11 protein-coding genes are annotated in these 14,737 nt (G+C 56.4%); 8 read left to right on the top strand and 3 right to left on the bottom strand.

Features of this window, described 5'->3' with window-relative positions; all coding sequences use genetic code 11:
* Positions 1–5: 5 nt before the first annotated feature.
* Both ACHZCX_RS15845 and rph read left to right on the top strand, forming a co-directional pair.
* A complete protein-coding gene (locus tag ACHZCX_RS15845; RefSeq protein ID WP_319588166.1) occupies positions 6–476 on the top strand; it encodes a Smr/MutS family protein in 471 nt (156 codons plus the stop codon).
* 76 nt (positions 477–552) lie between these two features.
* Positions 553–1,278 (top strand): ribonuclease PH, encoded by a 726-nt coding sequence (gene rph, locus ACHZCX_RS15850; protein WP_319588167.1) that lies wholly within the window; start codon positions 553–555, stop codon positions 1,276–1,278.
* Between the two features lie 60 nt (positions 1,279–1,338).
* Here the strand turns inward: rph and ACHZCX_RS15855 are convergent, their stop codons facing one another.
* The 3 genes from ACHZCX_RS15855 to rlmKL form a co-directional block, all read right to left on the bottom strand.
* Positions 1,339–2,544: an HDOD domain-containing protein gene (locus ACHZCX_RS15855; RefSeq protein ID WP_319588168.1), complete on the bottom strand. Its 1,206-nt coding sequence runs from the start codon at positions 2,542–2,544 to the stop codon at positions 1,339–1,341.
* Positions 2,545–2,623: 79 nt separating this feature from the next.
* Positions 2,624–3,124 (bottom strand): NUDIX hydrolase YfcD, encoded by a 501-nt coding sequence (gene yfcD / locus ACHZCX_RS15860; protein ID WP_319588169.1) that lies wholly within the window; start codon positions 3,122–3,124, stop codon positions 2,624–2,626.
* The gene (rlmKL, locus tag ACHZCX_RS15865; protein ID WP_319588170.1) at positions 3,121–5,328 is read right to left on the bottom strand and encodes a bifunctional 23S rRNA (guanine(2069)-N(7))-methyltransferase RlmK/23S rRNA (guanine(2445)-N(2))-methyltransferase RlmL; all 2,208 of its coding nucleotides are present in this window, start codon (positions 5,326–5,328) and stop codon (positions 3,121–3,123) included. The genes yfcD and rlmKL overlap by 4 nt, the downstream gene beginning before the upstream one ends.
* 344 nt (positions 5,329–5,672) lie before the next feature.
* Here rlmKL and ACHZCX_RS15870 point away from each other — a divergent pair, with 344 nt between their 5' ends.
* From ACHZCX_RS15870 to ACHZCX_RS15895, 6 genes are all read left to right on the top strand, one after another.
* Entirely contained in the window at positions 5,673–6,935 is a 1,263-nt protein-coding gene (locus ACHZCX_RS15870) for a PAS domain S-box protein (RefSeq protein WP_319588171.1), read from the top strand.
* A complete protein-coding gene (locus tag ACHZCX_RS15875; RefSeq protein ID WP_319588172.1) occupies positions 6,919–7,569 on the top strand; it encodes a response regulator in 651 nt (216 codons plus the stop codon). Before ACHZCX_RS15870 ends, ACHZCX_RS15875 begins: the two co-directional genes overlap by 17 nt.
* A 110-nt stretch (positions 7,570–7,679) precedes the next feature.
* Positions 7,680–9,065, top strand: coding sequence for a sigma-54 dependent transcriptional regulator (locus ACHZCX_RS15880; protein ID WP_319588173.1), 1,386 nt, complete (start codon positions 7,680–7,682; stop codon positions 9,063–9,065).
* 315 nt (positions 9,066–9,380) lie between these two features.
* A complete protein-coding gene (locus ACHZCX_RS15885) occupies positions 9,381–10,505 on the top strand; it encodes a spermidine/putrescine ABC transporter substrate-binding protein (protein WP_319588174.1) in 1,125 nt (374 codons plus the stop codon).
* Between the two features lie 14 nt (positions 10,506–10,519).
* Positions 10,520–11,617, top strand: coding sequence for a spermidine/putrescine ABC transporter substrate-binding protein (locus ACHZCX_RS15890; RefSeq protein ID WP_319588175.1), 1,098 nt, complete (start codon positions 10,520–10,522; stop codon positions 11,615–11,617).
* Positions 11,569–14,703, top strand: coding sequence for an ATP-binding protein (locus ACHZCX_RS15895; protein ID WP_319588176.1), 3,135 nt, complete (start codon positions 11,569–11,571; stop codon positions 14,701–14,703). Before ACHZCX_RS15890 ends, ACHZCX_RS15895 begins: the two co-directional genes overlap by 49 nt.
* Positions 14,704–14,737 lie beyond the last annotated feature (34 nt).

Raw genomic sequence — 14,737 nt, forward strand, 5'->3', positions numbered from 1 at the left:
GCGATTTGGGCGGAGAGAGCGAGGCGATGGTCTACCTGGTCTGCGAGGTCTGCGGCAATGAGGTCGAGTCCGGAAAGGCGCAATGCCCTTTTTGCCTGGCCGAATGCAGTGCGAGCACGCCCAGTGCCCCTGGACTGCTGCACCGGGTGGTCAACCTGGAAAAGGGCATGCCGCTGGTGCAGCAGGCTTTGGACCGGCTGGAGGCTGAAGTTACGACCAGCAGCGGGCAAGGACTCAAGGCGCTCACCCTGATCCATGGCTACGGTTCGAGCGGTACGGGCGGGGCGATCAAATCGGCGGTGCATCGTCATTTGCAGTTTTTTCGCCTGCAGGGGCGGATCAAGGAGGTCATCCCTGGTGAGGAGTTCGAAGGACGCTCCGGCCGTGGCCGCCAACTGCTACGCCGCTTTCCTTTTTTAACCGACCACCGCGATCTCAATCGCGCCAATCCTGGCATCACCCTGATTATCCTGTAATCCCGGCAGAAAACGCCATTCCTTGGCGCGTCCTGCTCACTCTTGACGACATTACTCGACAGTAAATGGAGAAACTATGCGAAACGATAATCGCCCAGCCGGTGATTTGCGTCCGGTCAGTGTTGAATACGGTGTGCAGCCCCATGCCGACGGCTCGGTGCTGCTCCGGATGGGGCATACTCATGTGCTCTGCGGGGTCACGGTCGAAGACAAAGTGCCGCCCTTTCTTAAGGGCAAGGGGCAGGGCTGGATAACCGCCGAATACGGCATGCTGCCCTGCGCCACCCACAGCCGGGGTCGGCGGGAGGCGGTGTCGGGTCTTTCCGGCCGGACCCATGAAATTCAGCGACTGATCGGCCGTTCCTTGCGAATGATGGTCGACCTGCGGTTGTTGGGCGAACACACCCTGCGCCTTGATTGCGATGTGCTCAACGCCGACGGCGGCACTCGGTGCGCCTCGATTACCGGCGGCGCCTTGGCGGTGCGGATGGCTCTTGCAGGCATGGTTGTGCAGGGGAAGATTCCGGCCATGCCGCTGTTGCTGCCGGTCGCGGCAATAAGCGCCGGCGTGGTTGCCGGTCAACCAGTGCTGGATCTGGACTATTCCGAGGACTCGTCCGCCGATGTGGACGCCAACTTTGTCATGAGCCGCGACGGCCGCTGGATCGAGGTGCAGACTACAGCCGAGGGCGCCCCTTTCCAGCCCGAACTGTTCACGACCATGGCGGGATTGGCCACGGAAGGCATCCGGCAATTGTTTACTTTGTGGGATACAGAGGATACTGCTGGACAAAAGAGTTGATCGGCCTCTTCGAGGGCGGACTGGGAGCGGCGGACCGCTGGGCAAAGGAGAGAGGGGCGCTCAGTCGATGATGGCAGAAAATTTGATGGCTTCCAGGTAGATGCCGTAGACTTTATCAGGGTTTGCCTGCAGCTTGTCCAGTGCGTGCACGCACTCCTCGGTCAAACCTTTTTCATAGGCTATGGCCGCATCAAGAAAGGGGGCAAGCGGTCCTTGCCGGACGAGCAGTGCCTCCTTGATATCTTCGGAGAGCGGCAGTTTCTCCATCATCTGTGCCATTGGTGTGTCAAGAATAGCGTCGATCAAGGAAAAAAGACCAAGGAGAAACATCTCCGAGGCATCCTCCTTTTGTTGACACTCTTCGGCCAGCAGTTCACAGAAACGGGCTCTGACCACCGATAGCCGCACCAATTCTGTCGGTTTATCCGCCGCCAGCTCCGAAATGATCACCAGGGTGACAAACCGCCTGATTTCCCGTTCCCCCAGATAGACGATGGCTTGATGGATCGACTCTACCTGCTTGAGCAGGTGAAAGAAGGCCGAGTTGATATAGCGCAGCAGCTTGTAGGCAATGGCGACGTCGATTTCGATAATCTGTTCCAGCCTGCTCGCCGTGGTTTGCCGCTTGTTGACCTCAGCCAGCAGACTCAGCAGGCTAGTTTTGTTCGAGGCGACCTCGGTGATGCGCAGGGATTCGGGACGGGCAAAGAAATAGCCTTGGAAATAATGAAACCCCAGTTTTCTCGCGTGCTCAAATTCCTCGTAGGTTTCTATTTTTTCGGCCAGAAATTTGAGATTGAAACGCGCCAGGCGGTAGAGAGTCCGTTCGATTTCATCGGTGGTTGAGAGTCGGTAATCGATCTTGATGATGTTGACCAGTTCGATCAGGGGGAGCAGATTCTTGGCGAAGATAAAATCGTCCAAGGCGAGGATATACCCCTGCTGGGAAAGGGTGCGGCAGGCCTCCAGCACATCAACGGTGGGTGGGACATCCTCGAGAATCTCAACAATGATCTTGTTTTTGGGGAAGGAGGCGGCGATCTCCCTGGTCAGGAGATTTTCGGTGAAATTGATGAAACAGGGCTTGTTGCCGGCAATTTTCTCGATTCCTTCAGTGAGAAAGGTGGTGGAGAGGAGGCTGGTGGTGGCGCGGTCACCGCTGAGTTCTCCCAGGCGCAATCCCAGGGTCTGGCGGAAAAGCAGCTCATAGGCAAACAGTTTTTGATGAATATCAAAGATGGGTTGCCGGGCTATATGGACATCCATTGCGCCTCAATAATGACTCCGAAGTTATCTTAGGCGGAGTATAGGGCAAAACAAACCCTCCACCAAGAACTATCGCACCCTATTGGGGAAGCCGGCGGAGGAGCGCCATACCGTCCGGAGTGACCGGTTCGGACGTGTTCAGGGCCTCAATTGCGGAGAGCGGAATAAACCGGCCATGGTCGATTTCTTCCGTCTGCAAGGTAAACGGACCATCGTTGATGCAGGAAAAAATACGCCCCCACACCCGGTTGTTCTCATCCTCGAAGTACTGATCAAAAAGCAGCTTGAGCTTGACGCCGCTGACGCCCAATTCCTCCCGCAACTCCCGCACCGCTGACATCAGATAACTTTCGCCAGCCAGCACCACGCCGCCGGCGGCCAGATCCCAGTAGCCGGGATAGACATCCTTGGTCAGGGTACGTTTTTGGATGAACAGCTCACCCTGGCGGTTGAAGACCAAGATGTAGGAGGCCCGGTGGATGAGTCTCTGCTGGCGCATGATCCGGCGGGTGACTGCACCGATGGGAGTGTTGTCGCGATCAACAATCTCGACAATCTCTTCAGCCGGATTGGCAATCATGCCGCTAGCTCTGCCGATGCATCCTGTTGTTCCCGGTGCCGGAACTCCCAGCAGCGGTGAATGCGGCGGTTGCGCTGAAAATCGGGGGGCACGGTCTCGTCGCTGATCTCCCGAACTGCAAAGTCGCGGGTGAGGGATTCGTCGAGCTTGAATTTGCGAAAATTGGAGGAGAAAACCAGTGTTCCACCCTTGGCCAGGTGCTGCATGGCCAGGCGGAGCAGGGCCGGGTGATCTTTTTGGACATCAAAGGTTTGATTGCGGTGACGGGCATTGGAAAATGTGGGCGGGTCGACAAAGATCACCCCGAATCGCTCGTGATTGCGCCTGAGCCAATCGATGCAATCGGCCTCAACGGTTTGGTGCAGCGGCCCGCCGAAACCGTTGAGCGCCAGGTTGGCTTGGGCCCGGGTGAGATAGGTCTCAGAGATATCGACAGTGGTAGTGGCGGTGGCCCCGCCCATGGCGGCATAGACCGTGGCGGTCCCGGTGTAGGCGAACAGGTTGAGGAAGGTCTTGCCCTGGGCTAGTTGCCCCAGGCGGGCCCTGGTGATGCGGTGGTCAAGGAACAGCCCGGTGTCGAGATAATCGGTGAAATTGACGAGAAAACGGCCGCCGCCCTCATGGACCTCGTGTAGGGAGCCGGTTCCCGGCTTTTTCTGGTACTGCTGGGTTCCTTTTTGTTTTTGCCGAGTTTTGATGAACAGCCGGCTGCGCGGGGTCTCGAACACCGAGCGGATCACCTGCAGGGCCAGGCTGAAGCGCTGCTCTGCTTTTTCCTGATCAATGCTGGCCGGCGGTGCGTATTCCTGGACATGGACCCACTCCTCGTACAGGTCAACCGCCAGATTGTATTCTGGGATATCGCTGTCGTAGATGCGAAAACAGGTGACCTCTTCTTCTTTTGCCCAAGGGAGCAGCGTCTCGCAGTTTTTGATCAGCCGGTTGGCGAAGTCTTCGCCAGGGCTGCCGGGTTCCAGAGGAACAAGCGTCCAGGAATGCGCTGCTTTTTCGTTCATCTGATTCTCCCTGCCCACCAGCAACTGGCACTTGATCGGCCCATTGAAGAACCTGTGCCGCTCTTGCCAGCTGATGCCGGTCATTTCGGCGAGATCGGGATTGGCGGTGAAAAAGCCCAGGGTCCAGCCTTCGAACTGGTCGCGAAAGGTGCGCCCGAGGCAGCGATAGAGGTATTTCACCACCTCCTTGTCCGACAGCCGCTCGCCGTAGGGCGGATTGGTTAACATGCAGCCTCGGGGGCCGGGACTCTGCAACCGCGCCAGTTGCCGCTGCTTGATGACGATCACATCGCGCAGACCCGCGGCAATCACGTTTTTCCGGGCGGCGGCCACCACCTTGGGGTCGGCGTCATAGCCGATGAATTGCGGCCAGGGTTCGGGAATGCTTTCACTTTCGCGATCAAGAGCCTCCTGCGTCAGCCGTTCCCAGAGCTGCGGATCATGCTTGTTCCAGGCCATGAAGCCAAAGGTTTTACGCAGCAGGCCTGGAGCACTGTGGCTGAGCATCAGCGCTGCTTCGATCAACAGGGTGCCGCCGCCACACATCGGATCCAGGAGGATGGGTTCGTTTTCGGCCCGTTCCAGCCAGCCGGAGAGACGGACGATGGCTGCGGCCAGGGTTTCCTTGAGCGGTGCCTCGCCACTGCCGGAGCGATAGCCGCGCCGGTGCAGGCTCTCGCCTGACAGATCCAGGGACAGCGATGCATCGGTTCCCTGGACATGGAGGTTGATGCGGATATCGGGTGCAGAGGCATTCACGTCCGGACGTTTGCCGAAGCGTTTGCGGAACTGGTCAACAATGGCGTCCTTGATCCGCAGCGAGGCAAATTGGCTGTGGTTAAGGGTGGCGTTGACCAGGGTAGTGTGCACGGCAAAGGTTGATTCGACGGTGAAATGATCATCCCAAAGGATGGTGCCGGCGTGGGTGTAGAGGGCGTCCGGATCGGGGGCGTCGAATCGGGTTAACTCCAGGAGGATGCGCGAGGCGAATCGCGACCAGAGACAGGCCCGGTAGCCGGTTTCCAGGTTGCCGGCCCAGGAGACCGCTCCGGGGGTTTCGGCGATCTCGTCACCGCCGAAAGAGGCAATCTCTTCGCTGACCAGCGGTTCGAGGCCGGAGGCGCAGGTGGCGATAAAGCGCAGGGGTTGTTTCTTCTTTGTTTTGGCGGTCGGGTGTGCTCGGAGCATGAAGTCTCTATTTTTTCGGAATGAACAATGTAGGGTGGAACTGACGTGAATGCCGGTATCAGAGGCTGGCGTCCGGGGGGCGCTGCCGGAGCGGAAAGACGCGTTTCGTTGATTCTCTTGACAAGGCGGGCAACCTGTGTGAACCATAGGATGAGGCCGCCGTCGATCTGCCCGGACAATCAGTTTGCAGGATAGGCGTTGTCAGGGCCGCAACATAGCCAAACTCTGCCTGGAAGTAAACAAGAACAAGGTGTTCGGCGCATTCTTCCCCGATAATCCGCGCTCAGCCGTCCAGGCCGGCCGGTGCGAAATGCCCCTCTCTTCCGATCATGACAGGTTTTTCTTTGCTCTCGAGTCCCCTTATCCCCTTGCTGGTTGCCGGTGGCATCCTTGCGATGCTGCTCTTTGTTTTCTATCACTTGCTGCATCGTTCTTCTGTCGCTTCCAGGCAGGCCGAGCAACAGCGGGCAGATGCGGAAAATCGCTTTACGCTGGCCTTCCAGCACAACACTGTTCCCATGTGCATCAGTGACTGGGATGGGACCATCCGTGACGTGAATCAGGTGTTTTGTGAAATATCAGGCTATGCACCCGAAGAACTGGTGGGGAAGAACAGTGTTGCCCTGGGTTTGTGGTGCTGGCCCGACGAACAGCGAACCCTGATGGTGGCTTTGTTGGAGCAACATGGACGGGTCCGAAACATGGAAGTCGAATTTCACAACAAGGCTGGCGTGATCGTGCCGACCCTTCTTTCTGTTTCTCTGATGACCATCAATGGCAAAAACTGCCTGCTCAGTACTCTCCATGATCTCACTGTCGCCAGGGAGATGGAGGAGAGGAATCGGAAATTTGAACAGCAAATGGCCCAGGCCAGGAATCTTGAGGCCATGGGCACCTTGGTAGGCGGTCTTGCCCATCAATTCAACAATATCCTTACCGGGATCATTGGTTATGGTGAATTGGCCCTGGATGACGTTGACGCCGATTCGCAGACTGCCGGGGATCTGGAGAGAATTCTGGAAAAGGCGGCAGAGGCGCAACAACTGGTGCGGCAGATCCTCACTTTTAGCAGGGAGCAGGTTCAAGAGGAACAACCGATCAACCTTGCTGGGTTTGTTGTGGATGTCGTCCGAGAGATACGGCAACAGGCGCCGGATGGCCTGACGATCGAAACCAGGTTTGCCGGAGACACCGCCTGGGTAGTTGCCGATCCGGTCAATCTACAGCTGGCGATCCTCAATATCTGCCGGAACGCCATCGAATCCATGCCTGAAGGCGGGGTGTTGATTATCGGCCTCCAGTACCCGCCTGGAGCGGGTGAACGGTTTGCCGATGTGGACGCTGATTTGCCGGCGGGCGAATTCGCCCACCTTTTTATCAAGGACAAGGGGCAGGGGATGGATCACCTCACCCTTGAGCGGATTTTTAACCCGTTTTTTTCCACCAAACAACCGGGGCAGGGGACAGGGATGGGGTTGTCAGTGGCCTATGGCATAATTCAAGCTCATGGCGGCATTATCAGGGTCAATAGTCGGCAGGGGTATGGTTCAACCTTTCATCTTTTTTTTCCGGTAATCGGCGGTGGTGTCAATGAGCAGCCAAACTGAAGGCAAGAACCTCTTGATTCCGGAAGACAGCAGGCTGACTCGCGAGCACGGACATGCCTTTAAGAACATCTTCAGCATCATTCTTGCCAATGCGGAGATGATCGGAGAGACTCTGGGAGCAACCGGGCCGGAGCAGAGGCGACTGGAGCGGATTCTTGAAGCCTGCCGCCGGGGCGAGGATCTGGTGCGCCATATTCGCAATCCTGAAGATACTCCGGCAGATTCTAAGCAGCATCGGTCAGCGTGGGGACCAGCGCTTGCCACGACGCCGGGGCGTATTTTGGTGGTGGATGACGAGAAGGATATCGTTGAGATCATCAGCCGCTATCTCCTCAAGGAAGGGTTCGTCGTGCAAGGGGTGACCGACAGCCGGATTGCCTCGGAAAACGTACGGGCAAATCCGTTTGCCTTTGATCTGTTGCTCACCGATTTTGACATGCCGTTTGTCTCGGGGGCAACACTGTGCCGGACCATGCATGAAGTGCGTCCGGATCTGCCTGTGCTCATGGTGACAGGATATGATCGGCACATCTCGACAGAGCAATTGTCCGATCTGGGGGTCGCAGAGCTGCTGATGAAACCGTTGGACAGGCAGGCGCTGTTGGCTGCGGTTCGCCGTCTTTTGACGCCTTGACATTTTCCTGGCCAGCGTGTGTAATGCCTATAATGTCTAAGAGACTTTGATTCGGGTTTTTCCGGATAAGTCAAGTACCACCTGGTGCCCCATTCTTAAGGGAAATGTGCATGGCTGCGGTTCTGATTATCGACGATGACCGGCTTTTTGCCGAAACGGTTGCCGACAAGTTGGACAGCCTCCGCCATGTTTCCCACGCCATGCACACCCTCACTACAGGGCTTGAAGCAGCTGTGGCAGGCAACTACGACATTGTCTTGCTTGACGTCTACCTTCCCGATGGTAACGGCCTGCAGGCGATCGACCGGTTGCGTTCGGTTCCTTCCGAGCCACAAGTCATTATCATCACCGGCCAAGGCGATCCGGATGGGGCGGAACTGGCCATCCGGCACGGAGCCTGGTGCTACCTGGAAAAAAACTCCATTGTCAAAGAGATAGCCCTCCCCCTGACCAGGGCCTTGCAGTACCGGCAAGCCTTGTCCAGCCAAAAGGCTGTCCTCAAGACCGTGGAGCGCGACCAATTGGTCGGTGAAAGCCCTCGGTTTGCTCACTGTCTTGAAATCATGGCCAAGGCGGCGGCAGCGGAGGCCAGTGTCCTCATCTCCGGCGAATCAGGGACCGGTAAAGAGGCCTTTGCCCGCGCTATTCACGCTAACAGTCATCGTCGAAACGGCAATTTTGTGGTGGTCGATTGTACGGCCTTGCCGGAGCAGCTGGTGGAAAGCGTGTTGTTTGGTCATGTCAAGGGGGCCTTCACCGGCGCTGACAGGGCAAATCGAGGCCTGATCCGGCATGCAGACAAGGGAACGCTCTTTCTCGACGAAATCGGTGAGTTGCCGTTGTCGACCCAAAAGAGTTTCTTGCGTGTCCTCCAGGAACGGGCTTTCTGTCCGGTCGGCAGTCAGGAGGAATGCAAGAGCGATTTCCGCCTGATCTGCGCCACGAATCGTGATTTGGCCGCCATGGCCGAACAAAATTTGTTTCGCGATGACCTGCTCTACCGACTCCGGGGCATGTCCCTGACCCTGCCACCTCTGAGTGAACGCGAGGGTGACATCCCGCTTTTGGTCGACCACTTTCTGAACCGCCTGATCCAACGCTATGGGCAGGAAAAAAAGGAGTGTCTCCCCGATTTTATGGAGTATCTCGCAAGCTACAGTTGGCCGGGCAATGTCCGGGAGCTGTCTCAGGCGGTTGAATCCGCCTTTGCCCAGGCTGTCTACTCACCCATGCTGTTCACCCAGCACTTGCCGGTGCACATCCGTACCGCACACGCCCGCGCCCATGTTCGAGGGAAGGAAACGGCCGTCCACTCGTTTATCCAGGCATCCGGCGCTACCGTGCTTTCCTGGCGGGAGGCCAAGGATACCTTCGAACGGGAATATACCCGCAATATCCTTCACCAAAGCGACGGCAATATCATGGAAGCGGGTCGCCTTTCCGGGCTCTCCCGTACCCGCCTCTATCAGTTGATCAAGAAATATCCAGAAGTGTAACCCTTTCGTCCTTCTTCTGCTTGAACCGGCGGATTTTCTCGGCAGCGCAAGGCCTCTCCCCTTTTTTTATTGCAAACAAGAAGGGGGAAGGAAGGCTTGGGGAGATTATCCTTTGTGATCGGCGTCTTCAGCGGCATAAAGGCTTGGCACAGTTAACTTGCATGCGGGATGGGGAAGGCGTTGTGAACGCTCTCTCGGGGGAGGCGCTATTTTGATAAATGATTACTGTTTCAAATGCTTGCAAGCTGTTACAATCAGGCTGATACCGTGAGATGGTCTAATAGCGGCAACAGATTGTTTAACAAGCGGAACAAGATGATGACTGGCATTGATTCGCAATTTCGTTGGCTGGCGGCGAGAAAGGGGAGGCGAACAACGGCTTGGCTCTGGCTGGCACTCACCCTCTCTGCGCTGGCCCAGTTGAACGGTTGCCGTGAGGCTGAGCCGCCGCCAGTTCCTCCAGCGGTAAAGGAATTGGTCTTCTATGCTTTTGCTGAGGACATGCCCCAACCGGTGCTCGACGCCTTCGCGAAGGAATCTGGTGTCAGCATTCAATACCTTTCCTACCAATCCCCAGAAGAGGCTGATGAAAACATCCGGTCAGGGCATCGTTATGATGTGGTCCTGATAGAGAATCAACTTTTTCCAGCATTAATCAAAGAGCAGTTGTTGGCAGAGATCAACCTCTCCCGGGTGCCGAATTTCAAAAATATCTCAGCCAATTTTCGCGATCTGGCCATCGACCCGGGCAACCGCTATTCGGTGCCCGCTTCCTACGGCACCACTGGTCTCGTGGTGCGAACCGACCTGGTCGGCGACGGCTTGAAACGATGGGCCGATCTCTGGAATCCGCAATATGCCGGCAAGATAGGCCTGCGGGCCCAGCCCCGTGAAATCATCGGCTTGACCCTGACATCCCTTGGGTATCCCTTTGCCTCCGAAAATCCACAAGAACTGGAGGCTGTGCTGCAGCGGCTGCTGGAATTGAAACCCTCGGTTGTCATGCTCGATATTGAAGCCGATAACGCGGTCCGCGCCCTGCTCCAGGGCGAGATAGCTGTCCTCCACGGTTATGCCGAAGATTTCCAGGAGGCCCATGAGGAGAACCCCGCGGTTATCTACGTCCTGCCGATGGAAGGGACAGCTCTCTGGGGAGAAAGTTATGCCATCCCCACCAACAGCCGCCATAAACAGCAGGCGGAGCTCTTTATCAACTTTTTGCTGCGTCCTGAAATTACCGCTCACATCATCAACGAAAAAAAATACGCTCAACCCAACGATGCGGCACTTCCCTTGGTCAAGCCAGAGATACGCTTCAACCCGGTTATTTTCCCTGCCAACAGGGATTTGGAAAACGGCTCCATCATCCTGCCGCTCAGCCCTGAGGGGAAAAAGCTGTACGCCGATATCTGGGCGCGATTTATGGCCGGGAATCCCTAATGGAGGATGTATACATGCTCGTGCGAAGCTGGTTGGCCGTGTTCTGCGGATTGCTGCTTATGGGCCTGATCCATGGGTGTGAGAATACGGATACTCCCAAAAAAACTGTGCCGGCCCTGGCCAAGGAGCTGGTCCTCTACGATTGGGTGGACGATATGCCCCGATCAGTGCTCGACGATTTCACCAGGGAGTATGGGGTTAAGGTCACCTACCTCACCTTTGAATCCCAGGAAGAAGCGGTCGAAAATATTTTGCAAGGCAAGGTCTACGATGTGGCCGTGCTGGAAAATCCGTTTGTCCCCTCATTGATTGGGGCCAAGCGCCTTGCCGAGATCGATTTTCGCAATGTCCCAAATTTCAAAAATATCTCGGCAAATTTTCGCGATCTGGCTATTGATCCGGGTAACCGCTACACCGTCCCCTACCACTACGGTACAACCGGGCTGCTGGTACGGACCGATCTGATCGGTAACGCGGTAAACAGCTGGACCGACCTCTGGGATCCGCGTTTTGCCGGTCAGGTGGCATTGCGCCTCCAGCCGAGGGAACTCATCAGCATCACCCTCTTGTCGCTTGGATACGGACTGAATTCGGAAATCCCGGACGAGGTTAATACCGCTGTTGATCGCCTCATTGCCCTGAAACAATCGATCCTTTGGGTCGAGGTCGACACCCCCAAAGCGGCGGCTAAGCTTCTCAGCGGCGAAGCCGCTCTTCTCTTGGGCTGGCCCCTGGATTATCAGGAGGCCCATGGGGCCAATCCGGCCATCTCCTACATCCTCCCCAAGGAGGGGGCCCCCTTGTGGAGCGACAACTATGTAATCCCGACGAGCAGCCCCAACTCATATACCGCTGAGCTTTTCATCAATTTCTTGCTGCGCCCGGAGATCAGCGCCCGGATCGTCAATGAGAAAAATTACCCCACCGCCAACGATGCCGCTCTTCCCCTGGTTAACCCGGAAATCCGCAATGACCCAGTGATTTTCCCATCGCCGGAGCAGCTTCGGCGGGCGCATTTTTATCTCCCACTCAGTCCAGCTGGAGAGTCCTTGTACAAGCAGGCATGGGATCGTTTTCTTGCCGCGCCACCAGTGTTGCCAAACGGCCAATGAATTCGGAAAAGGTGCAGCACCCCTCCGGCAGTTTGCGCCGGCAGTTATTGACGGTATTCGGCGCGACCATGTTCATCGTGCTGGTCGCCAGTGTCTCGGGCTTGTATTTCCTCGTGCGGCAAACCGAGGAAGAGGGGTGGATGGGGCGTCAGCGTGAGGCCACCCAGCGGGTCGCCCAAACCGTGGGTGACTTCATCAGCCGCCAGCAGCATCTGCTGAACATTCTGCGTCTTTTTGGCCTTGATGAATTGGCCGAGATTTCAAGCGAACTTGAGCAGTTGCTGCATAACGAGCCCATTCTTCAAGAACTCGTGCATGTCGATGCCGCTGGCCGGATTCTCGCGCATGCCCCGAAAAGCCAAAACATACTGGCTAACCTGTTCACCATCCCCCAGTCGAACTGGTTTATAACCGCCCGCAAAGGAGAGAGTTACATCGGTGACCGGCAGTTATCCTCCACCAGTGAACCCTATCTGGTTTTTTCCATTCCCGTGATGGATGGAGGTGTGATCGCCAGCCGTTTGCGGATGCAGATACTGAACGAAGTGGTTGCCAATCTTCACTTCGGGAAGACCGGCATTGCCTATTTGGTGAACCGGGATGGCAGGGTTGTCGCCCATTCCTCTCCCCAGGTGGCCCTTGCCAACATTAGCCTGGCGGATCACGAAGAGATCATCCGGCTGATCCGTACCAATAAGGCTATGTGGTCCGGTTCCTATCGCAATTTTCAAGGGGAACCGGTGATCGGCACTCTGCTCCCCGTTCCTGGTACCCCATGGATTGCGGTGACCGAATTACCGCAAGCCGAAGCCCACGCCGCCAGCCTGCGTGCTTTATGGATCATGCTCGTCGCTGCCTTGCTGGTCAGCGTCCTGCTGGCGGCCACCATCACCAGATTGCTCAATCGCCAATTCCTCCAGCCCATTGACCGGCTGCAAGAAGGGGTGCAACAGATCAGCCTGGGGGACCTGGAGCACCGGCTTGCCTTGACTGGACCGGATGAAATCCGCCAGGTGGCTGCGGCCTTTAACGACATGACCCTCCGCTTGCAGCAGCGCCAACAGGACATTGCCGAGCAAAATGCGGCCCTGCAAAAGAGTGAGGTGCGCTATCGGGCCATTGTCGAAGACCAGACCGAATTGGTCTGCCGATACCTGCCAGACGGGACCATCACCTTCGTCAACGAGGCCTTTTGCCGCTATTTTGAGAAACCGCGAGAGGCGTTGCTTGGTATTGGCCTTCTGCCCTTTCTGTCTGCCGAAAATCTCAATTTGAACAGGGAACTGCTTGCCTCACTCAACAGCAACAACCCCGCTGGGAGCCTGGAGTACCGGGTTGTCCGACCAGATGGAGACATCCGTTGGCTTCACTGGACAGATCGGGCGATCTTCGATGCGCAAGGGTCGATCAGTGAATATGCCGGCGTCGGCCGAGACACCACCGATCGCAAGAACGCCGAGGAAAGGCTGCAACAGGCCAAGGAAGCGGCAGAAACCGCCAACCAAGCTAAGTCGCTGTTCCTTGCGAACATGAGTCATGAGATCCGCACACCGATGAATGCGATCATCGGCATGACCCATCTGGCCCAGCAGGCGCAAACGGATGATAAGCGGCAGCGTTTTCTGCAAACAGTGCAGCATTCGGCCGAAAGCCTGCTCGGCATTCTCAATGACATTCTCGATTTTTCCAAAATGGAAGCCGGCCAGCTCCAGTTGAATAATGGCCCCTTTGACCTGCACCAGCTGCTTGAGGGCATCCTTGCCACTCTACAGGGAACGGCCATCGAGAATGGTCTGGAACTGCACATCACAGCCCCAGACGCCTGCCCGACGGTTTTCATCGGCGACGACCTGCGTTTACGCCAGATCTTGCTCAATCTCGTCGGCAATGCCATTAAATTTACCCCCACCGGCTCCATCACCCTCGGTGTGGTCTATGAGGACACCGGTGAGAACGACGGCAAGACCGCATTGCATTTCTCCGTGGCCGATACCGGCATCGGCATTCCATCGGAGAAACAGTCCCTGATCTTCAATAATTTTGAACAGGCTGACAATTCGTACCTTAGAAAATATAAGGGTACCGGTTTGGGCTTGGCCATTTGCAAACAGTTGACCGCGTTGATGGAGGGTCGCATTTGGGTTGAAAGCCAGGTGGACCTTGGCAGCACCTTTCATTTTACCGTTCGCCTGCACCCCTCTTTCAAACAGGTTCCGGCACTCACTGTGGCGCAACCCCTCTGCCCGGATGGCCTGATCAACGATATGTCCATTCTGATTGTCGATGACAACGAGGTGAATCGCGACGTGGCCGGCATGATGCTCGAACAGAACAACCGAGTCACCACCGCCGCCAATGGCCTGGAAGCGCTGAAGGCTTTGGCTGCAGATACTTTTGACGTCGTCCTCATGGATGTGCAAATGCCGGTAATGGACGGCCTTTCGACCACTGCCATTATCCGATCGGTGGAAACGGGAACGCCACTCGCCATCGAATTACCGGAAACTATAGGCGTCCCTCTTACCGAAAAACTGCAAGGGCGACATGTGCCGATTATTGCCATGACAGCCCATGCCATGGGGGGGGATCAGGCAATGTGTTTCGCTGCCGGCATGGATTTCTATTTGACCAAACCTTTTCATCCCCGTCAGATGATCGAGATCCTTCGAGCACTCACCGGGGCTGCCGCCTGTTTGAATACGAAAACGCTGCAACAGACGCTTGAGCCGGCATCTCGGAAAGAAGCAGCAGCACCGCCAGCCAGAGCCACTTCACGGGAAGTGGTTGCGTTTTTGCACTCATCAACCCTGATGGCGCCTGAACTGATTGAGAAAATTCTTATATCGGCACGGATGAGTATGACAAACAGTCTCGAATTGGCTCAGCAGGCCCTCCAGCAAGAAGATTTTACAACTCTTGGCCGCGCGGCTCATACCCTCAAGGGAACTCTGTTGCAATGCGGCCTCGTTGGTTGGGCAGAAATAGCCCAGGAGATCCATGACGGCATAAGGGAAAAGCAAGACCTGCCATTTGCCGAGCGGCTGGAATCTTTGCACCATGGAATGCACGAATTGCTGAACCGGTAACGATTTGAAAAGGCGATAAATCAAGGGCGAAATG

The organism is uncultured Desulfobulbus sp. (assembly GCF_963662935.2).
GTDB lineage: Bacteria > Desulfobacterota > Desulfobulbia > Desulfobulbales > Desulfobulbaceae > Desulfobulbus.